The 18,983-nt window shown below is 35.3% G+C and carries 18 protein-coding genes and 1 pseudogene; 10 read left to right on the forward strand and 9 right to left on the reverse strand.

Annotated elements, in window-relative coordinates:
• The first annotated feature begins 2 nt into the window (after positions 1-2).
• The 4 genes from M3183_RS17295 to M3183_RS17310 all read left to right on the forward strand — a co-directional run bounded on the left by M3183_RS17295 (position 3) and on the right by M3183_RS17310 (position 6,052).
• The gene (locus M3183_RS17295; RefSeq protein WP_251471742.1) at positions 3-1,412 is read left to right on the forward strand and encodes a restriction endonuclease subunit S; all 1,410 of its coding nucleotides are present in this window, start codon (positions 3-5) and stop codon (positions 1,410-1,412) included.
• Positions 1,412-4,378, forward strand: coding sequence for a type I restriction endonuclease subunit R (locus tag M3183_RS17300; RefSeq protein ID WP_251471743.1), 2,967 nt, complete (start codon positions 1,412-1,414; stop codon positions 4,376-4,378). Before M3183_RS17295 ends, M3183_RS17300 begins: the two co-directional genes overlap by 1 nt.
• A gap of 75 nt (positions 4,379-4,453) precedes the next feature.
• Complete coding sequence (locus M3183_RS17305; protein ID WP_251471744.1) at positions 4,454-4,675, forward strand: YdbC family protein; 222 nt, start codon at positions 4,454-4,456, stop codon at positions 4,673-4,675.
• Between the two features lie 255 nt (positions 4,676-4,930).
• A complete protein-coding gene (locus M3183_RS17310; protein WP_251471745.1) occupies positions 4,931-6,052 on the forward strand; it encodes a PIN domain-containing protein in 1,122 nt (373 codons plus the stop codon).
• A gap of 136 nt (positions 6,053-6,188) precedes the next feature.
• Here the strand turns inward: M3183_RS17310 and M3183_RS17315 are convergent, their stop codons facing one another.
• On the reverse strand, positions 6,189-6,926 hold the full coding sequence (locus M3183_RS17315; protein ID WP_251471746.1) for a hypothetical protein: 738 nt from the start codon (positions 6,924-6,926) through the stop codon (positions 6,189-6,191).
• A gap of 331 nt (positions 6,927-7,257) precedes the next feature.
• On the opposite strand from M3183_RS17315, the gene M3183_RS17320 reads away from it, so the two are divergent.
• A complete protein-coding gene (locus tag M3183_RS17320; RefSeq protein WP_251471747.1) occupies positions 7,258-7,824 on the forward strand; it encodes a recombinase family protein in 567 nt (188 codons plus the stop codon).
• The gene (locus tag M3183_RS17325; RefSeq protein WP_251471748.1) at positions 7,824-8,075 is read left to right on the forward strand and encodes a hypothetical protein; all 252 of its coding nucleotides are present in this window, start codon (positions 7,824-7,826) and stop codon (positions 8,073-8,075) included. The genes M3183_RS17320 and M3183_RS17325 overlap by 1 nt, the downstream gene beginning before the upstream one ends.
• Positions 8,076-8,831: 756 nt before the next feature.
• Here the strand turns inward: M3183_RS17325 and M3183_RS17330 are convergent.
• The 5 genes from M3183_RS17330 to M3183_RS17350 all read right to left on the reverse strand — a co-directional run bounded on the left by M3183_RS17330 (position 8,832) and on the right by M3183_RS17350 (position 12,897).
• Entirely contained in the window at positions 8,832-10,130 is a 1,299-nt protein-coding gene (locus M3183_RS17330) for an MFS transporter (RefSeq protein ID WP_251471749.1), read from the reverse strand.
• Positions 10,131-10,146: 16 nt separating this feature from the next.
• The gene (locus M3183_RS17335) at positions 10,147-10,764 is read right to left on the reverse strand and encodes a flavodoxin (protein ID WP_251471750.1); all 618 of its coding nucleotides are present in this window, start codon (positions 10,762-10,764) and stop codon (positions 10,147-10,149) included.
• Positions 10,765-10,914: 150 nt separating this feature from the next.
• The gene (locus M3183_RS17340; RefSeq protein ID WP_251471751.1) at positions 10,915-11,538 is read right to left on the reverse strand and encodes an NAD(P)H-binding protein; all 624 of its coding nucleotides are present in this window, start codon (positions 11,536-11,538) and stop codon (positions 10,915-10,917) included.
• Positions 11,535-12,401, reverse strand: coding sequence for an aldo/keto reductase (locus M3183_RS17345; RefSeq protein ID WP_251471752.1), 867 nt, complete (start codon positions 12,399-12,401; stop codon positions 11,535-11,537). Before M3183_RS17345 ends, M3183_RS17340 begins: the two co-directional genes overlap by 4 nt.
• An 82-nt stretch (positions 12,402-12,483) precedes the next feature.
• A complete protein-coding gene (locus tag M3183_RS17350; protein ID WP_251471753.1) occupies positions 12,484-12,897 on the reverse strand; it encodes a MerR family transcriptional regulator in 414 nt (137 codons plus the stop codon).
• Between the two features lie 205 nt (positions 12,898-13,102).
• Here M3183_RS17350 and M3183_RS17355 point away from each other — a divergent pair.
• Positions 13,103-13,318: pseudogene (locus M3183_RS17355) on the forward strand (AAA family ATPase); the annotation flags it as partial.
• Between the two features lie 349 nt (positions 13,319-13,667).
• Here the strand turns inward: M3183_RS17355 and M3183_RS17360 are convergent.
• Positions 13,668-14,213: a TetR/AcrR family transcriptional regulator gene (locus M3183_RS17360; protein ID WP_251471754.1), complete on the reverse strand. Its 546-nt coding sequence runs from the start codon at positions 14,211-14,213 to the stop codon at positions 13,668-13,670.
• A 222-nt stretch (positions 14,214-14,435) separates the two neighbouring features.
• Here M3183_RS17360 and M3183_RS17365 point away from each other — a divergent pair, with 222 nt between their 5' ends.
• From M3183_RS17365 to M3183_RS17375, 3 genes are read left to right on the forward strand one after another with little or no spacing between them, the layout of a single operon-like run.
• Positions 14,436-15,191, forward strand: a complete 756-nt coding sequence (locus tag M3183_RS17365) for a carboxymuconolactone decarboxylase family protein (protein ID WP_251471755.1) — start codon at positions 14,436-14,438, stop codon at positions 15,189-15,191.
• Positions 15,192-15,209: 18 nt separating this feature from the next.
• The gene (locus M3183_RS17370) at positions 15,210-15,956 is read left to right on the forward strand and encodes an SDR family oxidoreductase (RefSeq protein ID WP_251471756.1); all 747 of its coding nucleotides are present in this window, start codon (positions 15,210-15,212) and stop codon (positions 15,954-15,956) included.
• A 29-nt stretch (positions 15,957-15,985) separates the two neighbouring features.
• Positions 15,986-16,396 carry a cupin domain-containing protein gene (locus M3183_RS17375; RefSeq protein WP_251471757.1) on the forward strand — a complete coding sequence of 137 codons (411 nt, stop codon included), beginning with the start codon at positions 15,986-15,988 and terminating at the stop codon, positions 16,394-16,396.
• Positions 16,397-16,581: 185 nt separating this feature from the next.
• Here M3183_RS17375 and M3183_RS17380 read toward each other — a convergent pair whose 3' ends face one another.
• Entirely contained in the window at positions 16,582-17,202 is a 621-nt protein-coding gene (locus M3183_RS17380) for a recombinase family protein (protein ID WP_251471758.1), read from the reverse strand.
• A gap of 337 nt (positions 17,203-17,539) precedes the next feature.
• Positions 17,540-18,868: a sugar porter family MFS transporter gene (locus M3183_RS17385; protein ID WP_251471759.1), complete on the reverse strand. Its 1,329-nt coding sequence runs from the start codon at positions 18,866-18,868 to the stop codon at positions 17,540-17,542.
• Positions 18,869-18,983: the final 115 nt, after the last annotated feature.

Here is an 18,983-nt window from a genome sequence, read left to right on the forward strand (position 1 = left end):
TAATGAATAATCAGTTAATGCCCTATAAGGCATATAAAACTTCAAATATTCCTTTCGTAAGTAATGTACCTATACATTGGGAAGTATATCCTTTTTGTGCAATTGCACAAGAAAAATCAATCACAAATAATAAAAATGAAGAACTACTATCCGTATTTTTAAATGCAGGAGTAATAAAATACAATCAGACTAATGGTGCACAAGTTCATAAACCCAGTGAGGATCTTTCAAAATATCAGTTAGTAGAACCTGGTGACCTTGTTTTAAACAATCAACAAGCTTGGCGTGGATCCGTTGGTGTTTCTAAGTATCGAGGGATAGTCAGTCCAGCTTATTATGTTTTTAAATTGTCCGATGTAATTAATCCTACATTTGCTAACTATTTATTCAGAGACTTGTCAATGGTAAATCAATTTGTACTTTCATCAAAAGGGGTGGGAAGCATTCAAAGGAACCTCTATTTCCCTTTTTTAAAAAGAACAAGAGTTTTACTACCATCAATTGAAGAACAGAATAAAATTGTAAAATATTTAGACTTTCAGCTTGCAAAAATAAATAAGTTTATAAAGGTAAAGAAAAAACTTATTTTGGTCCTAAAAGAGCAAATGCAAGCGGTTATTAACGATGCAGTAACAAAAGGTATCAATCCTAATGTAAAAATGAAACCAAGTGGTATAGACTGGCTCGGGGATATACCAGAGGGATGGAATTTAATTAAGTTAAAGTTTTTATCTAATAAACCATTTCAGTATGGCGCAAACGAAGCTGGAATAGAGTATTCGGAATATTTACCTAGGTATATAAGAATTACTGATGTGTCAATAGATGGAAAATTAAAGGATGAAAATAAACTATCATTATCAGTAGATGCTGCTAAAAACTATATGTTGAATGATGGAGACATTCTTTTTGCTAGAAGTGGTGCAACAGTTGGAAAGACTTTTTTATTCAAATCTGAATATGGTGAGTCTTGTTATGCAGGATATTTAATTAGATTCTCTCCGAATCAAGAAATGGTACTACCTAAATTTGTTTATAACTTTACACAGTCAACTGCCTATTCTCTTTGGCTAAACAAGATTTTTATCCAAGCTACAATTCAAAATGTAAGTGCTGAAAAATACAAGAATCTTCAAATACCATTACCCACATTAGAAGAACAAAAAAGGATATTGGATTTTATTAATATCAATACTATGAAATTTAATGTTGCAATTGAAAAACTGATGAAAGAAGTAGATTTAATTGCCGAATATCGCAACCGACTTATTTCTGATGTTGTTACAGGCAAAGTTGATGTAAGCGAAATGGTAATTGATGAAATTGTAATGGAAGATTTAGATATTGATGGTTTTGACGAAGAAACGGTGAACCGTGATGAAGTTTTAGATCCAGAGGAGTGTGAGGTGTAATGCCAACAAACACCAATGAATCAGGGCTTGAAACACTTATTGTCGAATATCTATTAAACAGCAATGGTTATGAACAGGGGAAAAACAGTGATTATAACAAAGAATATGCCATTGATGAAACCCGTCTATTTAAGTTTTTACAGGATACCCAACCTGACAAGCTTGAAATTCTTGGTCTTCTTAACAGTGATATAAATAAGACTAAATTTTTGAACCGTTTGCAAGGTGAAATAGCAAAAAATGGCATTATTGATGTGCTTAGAAACGGAATTAAAGTTTATCCTGTCACCCTAGATTTGTTTTATCTTACACCGTCACAACAAAATGCTAAGGCAAAAGAATTGTATAGTAAAAATATATTCAGTGTCACAAGGCAGCTTATGTTTTCAAGAGACAATACAAAACTTGCTCTTGACTTTGCTATCTTTATAAACGGACTACCGATTATTACCTGTGAATTAAAAAATAGGTTAACAAAACAAAATGTTGAAGATGCTGTTTACCAATACAAAACGGATCGGGATCCACGAGAACTTTTATTTCACTTTGGGAGATGTATGGTGCATTTTGCAGTAGATGACAACGAAGTAAAAATGTGTACGAAACTAGATGGGAAAAAATCTTGGTTTCTACCCTTTAATAAAGGCTTTAACAATGGGGCGGGAAATCCCCCTAATCCAAATGGAATAAAGACTGACTATTTATGGAAGCTGATTTTCACAAAAGATGAGCTTGCGAACATCATCGAGAACTATGCCCAAATCGTTGAAGAGAAAGACGAGGAAACGAAGAAAATCAAAAGAACACAAATATTTCCCCGTTTTCATCAACTAGCTGGAGTAAAGGCTATTTTATCGGATGTAAGCCAAAAAGGTGTGGGACAAAAATATCTCATCCAGCATAGTGCAGGTAGTGGCAAGTCAAACTCTATTGCTTGGCTTGCTCATCAACTTGTATCTATTACGAAGAACGGAAAAAACATCTTTGATTCTGTAATTGTCGTTACTGACCGAATTAACCTTGATAAGCAGATTAAAAATACAATAAAAAGTTTTATGCAAGTTGCAAATACAGTTGGTCATGCTGAAAGTTCTGGTGATCTTAAAAAGCTCCTGCAAGATGGCAAGAAGATTATTATAACAATAGTTCATAAATTTCCTTATATTCTTGAGGATATAGGAAATGAGCATAGAAAAAATAACTTTGCTATCATTATTGATGAAGCTCATTCAAGTCAAAGTGGGAATATGTCTGCTAAAATGAATATGGCTTTATCTGATAAGTATGGGGAAAACGAGGACGAAACAACAGAGGACAAGATACTTAAAATTTTAGAAGGCCGGAAAATGCTAACAAATGCTAGTTATTTTGCGTTTACGGCAACGCCTAAAAACAAAACTTTAGAAATGTTTGGTGTTCCTTACCATTCCGAAGGTAAGATAAAGCACAGACCTTTTCATGTTTATACTATGAAGCAAGCAATACAAGAGGGGTTTATTATTGATGTACTAAAGGATTATACACCAATCAATAGTTACTATAAAATTGCGAAGATAGTTGAAGATGATCCTTTATTTGATAAGAAAAAGGCACAGAAAAAGTTACGGAAATATGTTGAATCTAATGAAACAGCCATAGAATTAAAATCGGAAATTATAATCGATCATTTTCATGATCAGGTTGTAGCAAAAGGTAAAATTGGAGGCCAAGCTCGCGCTATGGTCGTGACAAGCAGCATCGAGAGGGCTATTCAATATTATTATTCCATTGAAGCTTACTTAGAAAAAAGAAAAAGCCCATTCAAAGCAATTGTTGCTTTCTCAGGGGAATATGAATTTGGTGGTAAAAAACTAACGGAAAGTTCTATAAATGGATTTCCAAGCAATGAAATTGAGAAGAAACTAAAAAAAGATCCCTATCGAATTTTAGTTGTTGCGAATAAATTCCAAACGGGATATGATGAGCCACTTCTCCATACTATGTATGTTGATAAAGTGCTAACTGATATCAAGGCTGTACAGACTTTATCAAGGCTTAATAGAGCACATCCACAAAAATATGATACTTTTGTTTTGGATTTCGCAAATGAAACAGAAAACATAAAAGAGGCCTTTTCAAAGTATTACACCACGACTGTTCTTTCGGATGAGACGGATCCGGATAAATTAAATGATTTAGAAAGTGATATTAGAGGTTATCACATTTTTACTGATTATCACATAGAAACAATCGTTGAACTGTATCTGAGTGGTGCAGATAGGGATAAGCTTGATCCGGTATTGGATACTTGTGCTAACAACTATAAAGATGAATTAGATGAAGATGGCCAAATAGATTTTAAAAGTAAGGCTAAGGCATTTACGCGAACTTATGGATTTTTAGCCTCTATTTTGCCCTATGGTAATGCGGATTGGGAAAAGCTATCTATATTTTTAAATATGTTAATACCTAAATTACCTGCTCCTAAAGAAGATGATTTATCAAAAGGCATACTTGAAGCAATCGATTTAGATAGTTATCGTGCTGAAGCTCAGACTAAAATATCTATTTTATTGCAGGATTCCTCTGAGTATGAAATTGGACCTGTGCCAACTTCTGCTGGTGGTGGGAAAGCTGAGGCTGAACTTGATTTATTAAGTAACATTTTAAATTCTTTTCATGATCTGTTTGGCAATATTCCTTGGAAAGATGAAGACCAAGTAAAGAAACATATTGCTGGAATTCCCGAAATGGTAGCAAAAGATAAAGATTATCAAAATGCTATGAAAAACTCTGATAAGCAAAATGCTAAAATTGAGAGTGAAAAAGCATTAAATAAAGCGATCATAAACTTAATGGCAGACAATATGGAGATATTTAAACAGTTTAATGATAATCAATCTTTTAAAAAATGGCTTTCAGATATGGTGTTTAATGTTACTTATAATACGAACGGTGATATCTATTCAGGAGATACAGCGGTATAAGCTTTTACATCATAGTTAGAGGATTTACCTTGGTGGGTGACATGTTCGGAGATCTTATTAAAGGGAGGCTATTAAGTGGCAGAGATTAAATTTGAAATTAAAGAAAACATTGGGGTTTTATCACAGTCTCCTAAAGGTTGGAATAAAGAACTAAATCTTATTAGCTGGAATGGAAAGGAACCAAAATATGATATACGAGATTGGTCTCCTGAACATGAGAAAATGGGAAAGGGTATAACCTTTACAGTTGATGAGTTAAAGGAGTTTAAAAAATTATTAAATGGTATGGATTTGTAGGAAATGCTGAAAATAATGAAACTATTATAATCTAGCAGAAGATATAATAATAACTCAATAACTAATATACTACAATATGAATCCGAAATTCGGCACCACTAATTTATTACGCATTTGATTAAATAATCTGAATGTCCAACTAAAAAGTCAATTTTCCTTACGAACAGGAAATTGACTTTTTTAATGGCTTGAAACATGTGTTGTATGTACAATAAAGCTAGATACATAAGTTTTTACATAGGCTGGTGGAGTGATGTGAACATTTTCTTGGATTCTAATATTCTGTTTTCAGATCCATTTTTTCAAAACAACTTTTCACGAAAATTCGTAGAACTGGTAAGAGAAGTGAAAGGGAAACTATACGTATCCGATGTCGTGTATCAAGAAGTCATCAACAATTATAAGAAAGAAGTAAGAAAACGAAGAAAAGCATTAGGGAAAGCCCATCATGAACTCAACAAATTGTTACAGACAAAGGTGGACCACACGGTTCAAACGGATTCCATTTACGTGGAAGAGCTTATCTGTTTTTATCAACAACTTATTGAAGAAGGATATATGTCTGTGATCTCCCATACAGCATTTGATATGTTTAGCGAAATTGTACAACGTGCGTTGGATAATAAGAAACCATTTGCGGATCAGAAAGAAGAGTTTAAGGATACCGTCATTTGGTTAACCTACGCGAAATTCGCGGAACAACATAAAATGGAAAATTGCTTCTTTCTTTCCAACAACACTAAAGAATTTTACGCATCGGATAAAACATCTCTTCATTCACATTTACTGGAAGATACACAACGATTCACGGCTTACAAATCCATTGAAGAATTTTTAACAATGGAATCCGCAAATATTCAAAATATGCAGCAGCAAGATATACAAGAAAAAAGACAACTAATACAACTAATAGATTGGGCAGAATCACATTTAAGCGAAAGTTACGTGCAGCAAATTATTGAAGATACCTTCATGAAGGAATTGGAGTGGGAACTGGACGATTATGTGCGTAATCTCTCGGACACAGAACTAAATGAACTTACAGGAATTTCTATAGGTTTGGGGACAGCGAATTCAGAATACATCGTATCAATGAGTGTAAATACATACGAAAGAGAAATATATCCATCCGAAATCATCATTTATGGCTCTTTAGATGTAGAACATGAACTTTCACTCTATTTAGATAATGGAATACGTGACAAAGAAGAAGACCGTTTTATCTCTGCAGGGTCTGATACCGTTTCTCATAAAGTGGAATTCACGTTTACGATTGATTTAGACTATAGACCTGGGAATTTTGAAGTGAAACGAATTGACATATCCGATGATAAAGAGGTATATACATACCACGGAGATCCAACAGATTTGTTTTAAGAACAAAAAAGGATGAGTTGACCCTCATCCTTTTTTAATATCCGATCCGAAATTTAATCGTTCCGTTCTAAGAAGAGTACTGCTTATAGGGTGAGGACTATTTTTATTTGATCGTGAAAGTAGGATTGGTTATTGTCTACCATCCGTCACATAGTGTATGCCTTGTCATAGCATGGATACCTTCCAAATAATACGATAGCTCTTTTAGAGCTTTTGCAACGCCTTGTAAACGGCTGGGGATTTTTCGATGAGCTTCTATAAAATTTTCATTTTCATCGAAAACTAGAAAGGTAAATTCCTTCTCTGGCTTATTTTCTTGTAGTTTCTTCATGAATGTTTGCTCATCTACTCGTTCTACCCCATATTTCTTATGATCCATGTTTGAATTTTTGGTAACAGGATAACGGAAATAGGTGCTGTCAAAATCATAATTTCGAATCAAATTCACATATTTTTCATTTTCTGACTTCTCAATGTTCCAACCACCCTCAGGTGCTTTTTGATTAAGCAACGGTTTGTGTTCTGCAATTAGACTCATAAAATAGGAATACAATGTATCTATGTCATGAATTTTCGTAAGTTCATTCCATTGGTTCTTTTTCTGATTGTAGACATAAGGGGTATTGGTATCAAACGTCACTTCTCCATTTTTGTAAGGAAGCTGTAACTTATTATGTAAAATGATAATTAGTGATTTTAAATACAGTTCAATAGAATGACGGTACAGATAAAAAGTAGGAAGTTCATCCGATTGCATTTTTGAATTATAATCTTCAGCTTGATTTAAAAATTCTGCAGCATCTCTAAATTTTCCAGCCGTCACGCCAAAACCGAAATCCAGATGTGTAGAAATATCTGTAAATATATATTTCACGATTCTTCTCCCCTTTCGATGATATATCAATCGTAAACGATAATAAAACAGACTACTATTCTTATTTATTTTTATTCGAAAAAATTTCAAACAAAAAAAGCCTATGTGTAGCATGTAATCTTAGATAATAGGCTCTAAGAAAAGAATCCGTAGTTTTCAGAAAAAATTCAGACTAAAAATCGACCGTTGAATTTGGTCTAAAAGTTGTAAGTTTAAAATAGGTTGAAATACACATTATTTTATTTGTTTTATTTACTTGAAATCCATCTAAAAGGTAGTCTATAATAAATGTACATAAAGTTATATATCTTTTAGACGGGAGTTACAAACTATGAGTGAACTTGTTGGATACGCGAGGGTCAGCACCATAGACCAGGATTATTCCTTACAAGTTGAACAACTAGAAAAGTATGGATGCACTAAGATTTTTTATGAAAAGAAAAGTGGAAAGAATACTGGAAGGCCAGAGCTCCAGAAAGCATTGGAGTATTTAAGAGCAGGTGATAAGTTAGTCGTTTATAAGATTGACCGCCTAGCGAGATCGACAAGAGATTTACACAACATTGTCCATGAATTACAAGATAAAAACATCGGTGTCGTATTCATCAAGGAACAGATTGACTTTACAACTGCCGCTGGAAAGCTAATGTTTACCATGTTGGGCGCAATTGCCGAATTCGAGCGCGATCTTATCAATGAACGGACCAAAGAAGGGCGAGAACGGGCAAAGGCACAAGGGAAGCATTTAGGAAGAAAAGGACAGGACACAAAGGAAATCAAAAGGGCATTAAAGATGTTTGCAGAACGGGAACAAAATGGATTAAGTGTAAATGACATTTCTAAACAAACAGGTGTGCCACGTTCAACCATATATGCAAAAGCGCAGGGGGCAAAATAATGGCAGTAGACGATCACGCAATAAACAGTTTAAGGGTTTGGTTTGATATAGCATATGAGGAACTAAAAAAGGAATGGAAGAGCAATGAATACGAAATGCTTTCTGATTGTCCATCCTTTAAAACAGCCTATACCTATCGAGAAGCTTTAAATGTTTTAATTAAAGGTCCTAAATATGTGGATGAAACACAGTTAAAAAGAATGATTGAAGAGGAATTGGAAATTGAAAAGCATTGGGAGAATCAGAAGTAAAACAAATGTGTGCTTACTGTGCAAAGTGGTTTCCACAAACGAAAATGCAGCAGCTTCCAGGTGGCGAGTATGGTAATTGGTATTACAAAAAGTGTTTTCCAGAAGTGTTGAGAGAACATTGGAAATTACCTTGGAATCGAAAATAGGAGGGGAAACAAATGAAAGTAAAGTACAAAGACGGCAGCATATACGGACTAGGCTTAACGGATTTCCCTTATCAGGAAGGCGACTACGTGACGATTGTAGTCCGCTATTGGACATCTAAGTAAGTTGAAGATGATCTATATTATCATGGCCATATAACACAATTAGACGACGAAAGGGTAGGTTTTTGGGCCGTTTTAGATGATGACCCCGATCAGGAAGAATTTTTTCACTTTGGAGATATAGAGGCCGTCTTTGATGGCGACAAAATTCCTTTTTTGGGTGGCTGGACCAAACGAAAAAATTAGTTATATATTAATAATTAGTTAAGTTTAATGAGGTATGATACAGGTATGAAAGGACAAGACCTTTCATAGACCCCCTTAATATATATTTTTAGGCCCTCGATTGAGGGCTAATTTTTTTGCTTTAAACCCCTAAGGAGCATAGATTATCTTACTCCACTAAAGTGTCATTTTTCTTTTTAAATGGCACTATTTTTTTCATTTATTTGTCAATGTCAAAGATAAATCCCTGCCAAGATAAAGATAGACAGGGATTTATTTTGTTTATCATTAAATTAATCATTTTTGCTCTGTTCAGAAGTAATCACTATTTCTTTTCATTCACAAAAATAGCAACCACCAGTATAGAAGCGAGTGTAAATAACGTCATTAACCAGATTTCAATAGAAAAATCATTAGTAGCCGAGACAATTAAAGATAAGCCGATTGGCCCGCCAATTTGATGCATGGTATTTGTAACGCCGCTCGCAATACCAGCCAGTTCAGTTGGCGCTTCATGAACGCCTGCTGAGGTGACCGGTGCTAAAATCAGTCCTTGCCCCAAACCTAGTATTACCATAGGAATGGAAATAGTACGCCAATAACCACTGGCTGGGTTAGAGAAAGCAAGTAAAATTAACCCTGCCACTAATATTATCTCACCAACAAGTAAAACTTTGCTATTTCCAAATTTAGCGGTTAATCGTGGTAATTGCATGGCTATGATAAAATTGACGATTGTCAGAGGTAAAAATGCCAGACCCGATTGTAAGGCCGAAAAGCCATATTGACTCTGCATCATTTGCGGTAAAAAGAACCAAAATGGCAACATTGCCATCATAAATAAAAGCCGTGCGGCATATGCACCGGATCGTATCTTATTTTTAAAGAGTGATAATGGCAAAATGGGATATGGAACGCTTCGTTCCCAGAAAATGAATAAGCCTAAGATAATCATACCGGCAATGACGAATATACCTTTGCTTTCTGTAAATCCATATATGATACCAATTAATCCTATGATTGAAAATAAACTACCTAGATAATCAATTCTTTCTTTTCGTCGTTCTGAATTTTCTACGTACCTTAATGTTAAGAAAAACAGAAGAAGAGTGAACGGTACATTTATCAGGAAACCAGCTCGCCAAGAAATCAAGCTAGTCAACCCACCGCCAACTAATAAACCGACACTCGAACCAATTCCTGCTGTTGCGCCATAATAAGAAATAGCACGCTGTCTCATATTGTTCTGATACGCATCCATGATTAATGCGAGGGTTGTAGGTGCAATAATCGAGCTGCCAATCCCTTGAATCGCACGCATAGCAATCACCATCTCAGCTGTTCTTGATAGACCAATGATTAGTGAACTGATCCCAAAAATGAGCAGCCCAAACAAAAAAATACGTTTTCTTCCCAGCAAATCAGAAAGCCGTCCACTTAGAAGTAAGAAGCCTCCGAACGTGAGCGTATACGCACTTGATACCCATGAAAGTGCTGCGGCAGATAAGCCCAGGCTTTCGCCTATCTGTACTGAACTGGTAAAAATAATCGAATTATCCATTAATATCAAAAAATAGGATAGCAATGTAATCGGTAAGATGATTCCAAATTTTTCTTTATTCAACTTTTCTAACTTCTTTCTATTTCTTTAATTGTTTAATTCTTTCTAGCCAAGTATCTATTTCCTTTGATACCTCAGCTTTATTTTTACCTTTAATTGCAAGCATGATACCGTTAGTTTCTTCCCCGCCCTTTACAGTATATCCTTCTAGAACTTTCGCTCCTTTAGCACCAGCATTTATCTGTCTAAAGGTTGAACCAGAACCGTAACCGCCATTCGTGTTAAATGGAATCACCGTTTTCCCCTCAAAATTATAACTATCTAAAAATAAAACTACCGCTTGAGGCAAAGCCATGTTCCATGTGGGTGCTCCGATAAAAATACGATCATAGTTCTCAAAATTAGTAATGATTGTTTTTAATTCTGGTAGGGTAGCACTCTCTTGTTCTTGCGCATTTTGTTCTACTTCCATTCTGTAATCCGTTGGTCTTGACTCTTTTGTTTCAATTTGCACGAGATCTCCACCAACTTTTTCTTGGATAAGTTCAGCAACTGCCTTAGTATTCCCCGTCCTTGAATAATAGACAATCAATGTTTTTGAATTTTTTATGGTTGCTCCTTCCTTTTCATTCTGATTTATTGTTTTTGGTAGAATAATGAAACCAACGATAATGACGCATATAACTGTTATTAGCAAGAAAATAGCATTCTTCTTAATTATCTAAATCTCCACCTTTGTACTGTGCTTTTCATCCATAAAAAGGCTGTGACATAGTACAAATAATGGACTATGTCACAGTTTTTTCTATTCATTCTGCTGATTGATTTACATCATACACCGCTTAAATCAATAAAAATCAGGTTTTAATCTATTTTCTGAGCCAGGTTCCCATAAGCCGATACTTGCTCGGGTATCGTTTCGTTTGCCTGTAATATTATCGATAACAAATTGAGCAATTGCATGTCTAGTAATTTGAGCGCCTAAAAATGGTTCTCCTTTTGGGCTTGCGACATAATCCTTTCGTTTGCCATTATATAACCAAGTCATCCGCATATAAGTGTAATCTAAATCACTTGCTTCAAGTGATTCTACTCCACGGTTATGAGCAATCGATCCGCCCATCATTCGACTATTCCATGTGGCAAAAGGTTCCGCAACTTCGCCGTATACACTTAATACACCTGCTTGAATGATACGCTTAACGCCAGTTTTATGCATTGCCTCAATGACTGTTTCTGTAATTTTTTTATTGTCAAAATTCATATAAACAATCTCTTGGTTTTGCATGGCATTCACCAAATCTGATACATTCCCCGCATCACCAGAAATCTTTGTTACATTCGTATAGGGTAGACTAGTTGCATGACGACCAAACAATGTTAATTTCAGATCAGCTTGTTCTTGTAAAAGTGGTATCAGCACTTCTGGAATTTGACCGCCTGCACCAATGATAAGGATATTTTCCATCATTTTTCTGTGTCCAACATGCGATTCATGAACCATTCAACTTGTTGTGGCGCATCATGATCAAAGAAAGCTGATTCTTTCATATCTAAAGCAGCTATTTTTTCAATATCTTCTTTTGAAAGTTCAAAATCAAAGATATCAATGTTTTCAGCCATTCGTTCTGGACGAATAGATTTAGCCAATGCAACAATTCCTCGTTGCATTAACCAGCGAAGCACGACTTGTCCAACAGTTTTGCCATATTGTTCTCCGATTTCTGCTAATACAGGATTTGTGAATAGATCGTGACGTCCTTCTGCAAATGGAGCCCAAGCTTCTACTTGTACACCATATTTTTCATGCCATTTTTGATCTTCAATTCTCTGATTCCAAGGGTTCACTTCAATTTGATTGATTTGAGGCTTCACTTCATTCAGCCCAACAAATTCAATCATCTTAGCTGATTTGAAATTTGAAATACCAATTGCACGCAATTTACCTGCTTTTTGCGCTGCAACCATTGCTCTCCATGCTCCATAAACATCGCCATAAGGTTGGTGAATAAGATAAAGATCAAGATAGTCTAGCCCCATAGTATCAAGTGAGTGTTCAATCGTCTCAGTTGCTTTAGATTCCGGTGCTTGTAAAATAAACAACTTAGAGGTGACAAAAAGTTCTTCACGTGTAACAAGCCCTTCGTCAATTGCTCGTTTGATACCTTCACCCGTTTCTTTTTCATTTCCATAAATAGAAGCCGTGTCGATCAAACGATATCCTGCTTTGATTGCTTGATAAACTGCTTCAGCTGTTTCATCCAATGGAATTTGGTAAACTCCAAACCCTAATTGTGGTATTTCCACACCATTGTTTAATTTGATTGTTTGCATGTTGTTTTCCTCCTCTAACTTTGATTACATTACCTATCCTAAACCTTGGAGTTAAGTCCATGGCAAGGAAGAAGTTTTATTTTTATCGTTCCCACAATTTTTCGACTTTATCAGGTGCCATTTCACCTGTCTTGAATTTTGCGATATGCTCACCATAAGTTTCAATTTTATAAACTAGTAATTCCCTAACTTCCTGCATTTCGGCTAACTTTTTATCCAGCTCCTCCAACTGATCAAATAAAATCTGTTTTTGAGCTTCTTCTACATTTTGCGTTTCTCGTAATTGGGCCAACTGGGCAAACTCAATTAAGGATTCAACTGATAATCCGGCATTACGCAAATTTTTAGCTAAATAAATCCAATTCAAATCGTTCGTCGTATAGTCACGATATCCACTTGCATTTCGGTGAACAGGTGGGATAACACCTACTCGTTCATAATATCGGAGTGTATCAACACTTAAATCAAACATTTCAGCTGCTTTTTTGATATTCATCGAATATTCCTCCTTACTTATATAAACTATAATAAACCTTTGAGCTAACTCCAATGCTAGGATAAAGTTATAATTAAAACTCTCACTCTTATAAAATTGATTTTGTTATCAATACGCCCATTTAGGGTACATTCTACATAAATAGTTTATCCTTAATAATATTTTATTGAGTTCTTATTGTAGGATTAAAGTGTTCATAAAATCAGAATATAAATGGGCTGACTTAGGTATTGATATAGAGTTAGAAGATTTTTCTGATTATGAAGCAATTACTACTATTATTAAGATTACAAAAGGAAATTTTCGATTAATCCACCGCTTATTTGCGCAAATTGACCGTATTTTACGAATCAATCAAATGGATAAAATCACTGTAGAAGTAGTTGAAGAAACACGAGACAGCTTAGTAATAGGTATTTAAAAAAGCTACCAAGAAATAATTGGTAGCTTTTTTGCCATTTATTGATAAAGTTTTATGCCATTTAAAAAGAAAAGTGACAACTAAAGCACCCGTTAGCCATCCATGAATTGCAAAAAACGTCACTTCACCACAGAGAATGAAAATGTTTAGGAAGTGTCAATACTGATACTGACCTTAATCCAGTCAACCAATTCATAGACTTATTAATTAATGCTCTCCTCTTTTTTTAACGATTGAGCAGGGTCTTCTTTAGTATTTTCTTTTTTCGGAGTTAGAGAAGTTTATTTTCATGGTAGCTTAAGTATATTCCTTCACAATCTTCGTTTAAATTTGAAAAACTATCCTATAACTAAAAGTTTCTATCCAACAAAATCCCCATCTGTTCTGCAACAACTTGAGTTGGTTCAGATAATCCATTGGCAATCCACGCTGTTACTAACTCTACTATAGCTGCTCCAAAAAATTTAAGAATTAAATCCTTATTTAATCCTTTATTCTTACCTTCGGTTACATCTACTTCACTCTCTAACTCCTCAATCACAAACTTTAGAAAATGACTACGAAAAGTAGTGGCTCCTTTACTTGCTAGCATGGTTGAAAAGAATGAAGAATTACGTTCAAAGTATTCAAACCACATCAGATTCCCCTCGACAAAATCCAAATCAGCTGCCGATTCGCACAGTTTCCTTAATTCGTTTATATGTTCTTCAATGAGCTTATCCAGTAAATCAAATTTATCGATGTAATGATCATAAATGGTTCTTCGACCGACGTTTGCCCTGTCAGAAATATCTTGTATCGTAATATGATCAAAACTTTTTTCAGACAACAGTTCAATAAAAGCCTTTTTTATTGCCTCTTGAGATTTTTGTACTCTTCTATCCACTTTTGGCATTATAGTAACCACCGAGCTTTCTTAAAATTTATCGCACAATTTTAATCAACTTGTGCAGTAACACACAAATCAAGGATTTTGTTTGTTGAAGTAACCCTCTTTTCATTTTATATTATATACAGATGTGCGGTAACGTATCAATATGCGATTTATTAACACATCAACTTTTACTATTTTTGAAATAATAAAAGAGTTAATTGATTTCATAGAGGAGGTATAATAATGAATCGTGTTGAAAGGAGCAAGGATAAGCTCAACCAACTATTTGGCGAGGGAGTAACTGCCGCACATGCTACTGATCCTGATTTTCAGAACATATTGAATCATTTCATTTTTGGAGAAGTTTTTCATCAAGGTAATTTAGATGACAAACAGCGTGAATTAATTACCCTGGTAGTTCTTGCAACCAATCAGACGTTGCCTCAACTGAAGACACATGTTAGTGCGGCACTGAATGTTGGTCTTACACCTGTAGAAATCAAAGAAGCTGTTTATCAGTGTGCTCCGTATATCGGATTCCCGAAAACATTAAGTGCTATCAATGAGGTTAATGAGGCTTTCAAAATGAAGAATATCGCTTTACCGATTGAAAGTCAAAATATTGTAGATGAAGAAAATCGTTTTGATAAAGGACTTGCAGTGCAGGTTGAAATATTTGGCGATGTAATTGCAAAAATGCGGGAAAATACTCCGACAAACCAAAAGCATATACAGGATTATCTTTCTGCTTTTTGCTTCGGAGATTTCTATACTCGTGGCGGGCTTGATTTAAAAACACGAGAGTTGTTAACTCTCTGCATCATCAGTGCTTTGGGTGGTGCTGAAGGTCAAGTTAAGGCACATGTACAGGGTAATAAAAATGTGGGCAATGACAAAGAAACATTGATCACTGCCATCACCCATTGCCTTCCATATATGGGCTTTCCAAGAACACTGAACGCATTAGCATGCGTTAATGAAATTATTCCTGAAAATTGAGAAAGGGTGTTATATATCATGTCTAATATTCAAAATAAAGTTGTCATTATTACGGGTGCTTCTTCTGGAATTGGAGAAGCTACTGCTAAAGAACTTGCATCTAAAGGTGCAAAGTTGGTACTCGCAGCTCGTCGTGAAGACCGATTAAAGAAACTACAAAATGAGATTCAAACAAGTGGGGGACAAGCTATTTATAAAGTTACAGATGTGTCTTCTCGTCAACAAATGGAAGAACTCGCTGCGTATGCACTTAAAGAATTTGGAAAAATTGATGTCCTAGTCAACAATGCTGGAATCATGCCACAAGCGTTTCTTGCTGAAAATAAAGTTAACGAGTGGGATAAGATGATTGATGTAAACATCAAAGGTGTTTTGTATGCTATTGCTGCTATCGTTCCATCTATGAGAGAGCGTAAATCAGGTCACGTTATTAATCTTTCTTCTGTAGCTGGACATAACATTTACCCAGGCGGAACGGTTTATTGCGGTACAAAATTTGCAGTAAAAGCCATTTCTGAAGGCTTGCGTCAAGAAGAAGCGATGAGTGGCACGAATATCCGTGTAACCAATGTTTCTCCTGGTGCTATTAGCAGTGAGCTCTTAGAAACGACAACCGACCCAACCATGAAAGCAGGCTTAGAGGACTTTTATCAAGTAGCCATTCCTGCAGAAAGAATTGCTAAGACTATCGCATTTGCAATCGACCAACCAGAGGATGTTGCAATCAATGAATTAATTGTCCGTCCAACTGTTCAAGTTGGTTAATAATATTAAATTTTATTGGAGGAATTAAAATGGCAAAACATGAAGAAGTAAAAAATGGAGTTATTTTCCCAGCTGGTGAGAAAAATGATGCATACGCACAATACTTTGTGGGACAAAGTTATCTTAAAGGATTAGTTGCTGACCCTAAAGTGAATGTTGGTGTTGGAAATGTAACTTTTGAACCTGGATGCAGAAATAACTGGCATGTCCATCGTAATGGATTCCAGATATTATTGGTAACTGGTGGCGAAGGATGGTATCAAGAAGAAGGAAAGCCTGCTCAATTCTTAAAAGCAGGCGATGTTATTGTCACTCACGATGGTGTGAAACATTGGCATGGTGCAGCAAAAGATAGTTGGTTTGAACACATTGCAATCACTGCTGGTACTCCTGAATGGTTGGAACCAGTTTCAGATGAGGTATATAACAAAGTAAAATAATTACTATGATTGAATAAGAGAATTAGCCGATTTTTCCTGACTTTGAAGAATCGGTTTTTTCGTAACTTGTGAAGAAATGTACTTAAACAAACCTCCTTTAGTTTAAGTGAAAAAATTCACAATTTCTTAAATTGAAAAAGCCTTTGCTTTTGCTAAAAAAAGATTATTTTGACGAGTTTCTTCTATTATATATTGATACTTTTCTCTTCTCTTTCGTACTCCTTAACTAACTTATAAAAAGTGGTCTTTTTAACCCCTATTTCTTGCATGGCCTGTACAGCTGTCATCTCTCCCGATTTCCATCGATAATAGGCTTGTTTAAACCCTTCAGTAATGGTAGATTTTGGTCGACCAAATGCAACACCCTTTTGTAAAGCCACGTCAATTCCTTCACGTTGCCTTTTTCGAATTCGATCTCGTTCTTCTTGTGCCATCCAGGAAAGAATCTGTAAAACTAAATCAGCTATGAAGGTCCCCAAGCTATCCTTATACTGTGTCGTGTCCAATAAAGGCATGTCAAAAACGACGATGTCCGCCTGAATATTTTTCGTAATGTCATTCCACTCATGAAGAATCTCATTTTTGTTCCGGCCAAAACGATCAAGTGAATGGATATAAAGAATATCCCCTTTACGAATCATACGTTTTAACAATTGATACTGGGCACGGTCGAAATCTTTTCCACTTTGTTTATCCATAAAAATATCACGTTGGTCGACTCCCATTTTTTTCATGGTCTCAAGTTGTCGACCTTCATTTTGATCTTTGCTGCTGACTCGTATGTATCCAAATTTGCGAACGTCCATTTTTTACTCCCTTTCCAGCTCATTTTATCTCTTATTCTACCAAATACGTCCGTAAAAGTAGTTAAAAAATCACGAACGTTCGTAAATGATTTTCAAACTTAAACGAACGTAAAAAAAGGCCCTTTTTGAGCAAAAATAAACCGTTCGTAAAAGTGTACTTTTTCGAACGGTTTGTTTAATCTCAAACCAATATTTTCCATTCCAAACTCATAAGAAATGATGAAAGGAGGAGTGTCATAAAGGTGTAAAACAGGAATATCAAGTCAAAGGGCAGATGGGGGAACAGTATTTTTCTGATACTCCCCCCTATTTAAGTGACTCAGTTGACCGATTTTTTCTATATTGCCATTTTATTTACTAAATCTTTTTCAATTTCTTCTAAGCTTCTTCCTTTAGTTTCTGGCACAAGGAAATAGACAAAAACAAAGGCTCCTATACCAATTATAGAATATATGATGTACAGATAACTATTTCCTATCGCTTTTGATAATAAAGGAAATAATAAAGATACAATTAAATTTGCTCCCCAAAGAATAACACTTGAAACTCCCATTGCAGCGCCACGTACTTTAAGAGGAAAGATTTCTGCAAGCACTATCCAAACGACCATTCCCCAACTAGTTGAAAAAGCAATGATAAAAAAAGCTAAGCAGATAAGTGAAACCCACGCAGGTACTTCAAAAAATTTCGTACTAATTCCCAATACACCAAGAGCTAAAGACATACCAACATTCCCCATGAGAAGTAACAATCTCCGACCTATTCTATCTATCAAAAGAATTCCAAAAACCGTACACAATAAATTCATAACCCCTATTCCAATTGTTCCAGCAATAGCTCCCGATGAACCAAGCCCGGCATTTACAAGAATAGTTGGTGTATAATAAAAAACGGTACTAGTTCCAATAAACTGTTGGAAAATTGCAAGTCCAATACCTACTATTAGAGTTGGTCTTAACCAAGGAGCTACAAGATCTCTTAGAGTTCCTTTTTCTTTATTGTTAATTTGTTTTATATTTTGTATTTCAGACTCTACTGCATTCTCATCTCTAGTATAGCTGAGCACTTCCCTGGCCTTCTTTTCTTTTCCCCGGTAAAACAGCCAACGAGGACTCTCAGGCATAGATAACATTCCAAATAACAATAATAACGAAGGTATTAGGGCTAATCCAAGCATCCAATGCCAATTCCCAGAAGATGCAAATGCATAATCTACAATATAAGCAAGCAATATACCAACGCTGTTCATAAAGGTATTTAAAGATGCTACACGACCGCGTATATTAGCAGGGGTCATTTCTGAAAGATAAATTGGTACTAACGCTGACGCTCCTCCAACAGCTAGACCAAGTACGATTCGAAACAAAATTAAAATGAATACATTTGGCGCAATAGCCGTTCCTACAGCCCCTATAGAAAATAGGATTCCTGATATGACGATGGCCTTTTTTCTTCCTAGCTTATCTGAAAGAGTTCCACACCATCCAGCTCCTATCATAGCTCCTAACATTACTCCACTGACGATCATTCCCTCTAAAAATGGTGTAAGATGTAAATCTCTCTTAATAAATAAAAGAGCCCCTGATATTACACCTGTATCATAACCAAACAGTAATCCTCCAAGCGATCCAAAAAAGTAGATAATCCACTTGTAATACTTTTGCATATATTTTCCTCCATAAAATCATTTTATTTGAATAATAGAAAATGACTCCCAATGTCATGAATTCCTTCACTCTAAATAGCTCAAAAATGCCTTTTGCTATGGCTAATTTATGTAA

It is taken from the genome of Neobacillus mesonae (assembly GCF_023715155.1).
Taxonomy (GTDB): Bacteria; Bacillota; Bacilli; order Bacillales; family Cytobacillaceae; genus Neobacillus; species Neobacillus mesonae_A.

Bases quoted from the DNA above. Each gene is read 5' to 3' on its own strand.
- M3183_RS17325 (WP_251471748.1), top strand. From the start codon at position 7,824: ATGGCAGTAGACGATCACGCAATAAACAGTTTAAGGGTTTGGTTTGAT.
- M3183_RS17295 (WP_251471742.1), top strand. From the start codon at position 3: ATGAATAATCAGTTAATGCCCTATAAGGCATATAAAACTTCAAATATT.
- M3183_RS17385 (WP_251471759.1), bottom strand. From the start codon at position 18,868: ATGCAAAAGTATTACAAGTGGATTATCTACTTTTTTGGATCGCTTGGA.
- M3183_RS17340 (WP_251471751.1), bottom strand. From the start codon at position 11,538: ATGATGGAAAATATCCTTATCATTGGTGCAGGCGGTCAAATTCCAGAA.
- M3183_RS17320 (WP_251471747.1), top strand. From the start codon at position 7,258: ATGAGTGAACTTGTTGGATACGCGAGGGTCAGCACCATAGACCAGGAT.
- M3183_RS17360 (WP_251471754.1), bottom strand. From the start codon at position 14,213: ATGCCAAAAGTGGATAGAAGAGTACAAAAATCTCAAGAGGCAATAAAA.
- M3183_RS17375 (WP_251471757.1), top strand. From the start codon at position 15,986: ATGGCAAAACATGAAGAAGTAAAAAATGGAGTTATTTTCCCAGCTGGT.
- M3183_RS17345 (WP_251471752.1), bottom strand. From the start codon at position 12,401: ATGCAAACAATCAAATTAAACAATGGTGTGGAAATACCACAATTAGGG.
- M3183_RS17370 (WP_251471756.1), top strand. From the start codon at position 15,210: ATGTCTAATATTCAAAATAAAGTTGTCATTATTACGGGTGCTTCTTCT.
- M3183_RS17300 (WP_251471743.1), top strand. From the start codon at position 1,412: ATGCCAACAAACACCAATGAATCAGGGCTTGAAACACTTATTGTCGAA.
- M3183_RS17380 (WP_251471758.1), bottom strand. From the start codon at position 17,202: ATGGACGTTCGCAAATTTGGATACATACGAGTCAGCAGCAAAGATCAA.
- M3183_RS17350 (WP_251471753.1), bottom strand. From the start codon at position 12,897: ATGAATATCAAAAAAGCAGCTGAAATGTTTGATTTAAGTGTTGATACA.
- M3183_RS17365 (WP_251471755.1), top strand. From the start codon at position 14,436: ATGAATCGTGTTGAAAGGAGCAAGGATAAGCTCAACCAACTATTTGGC.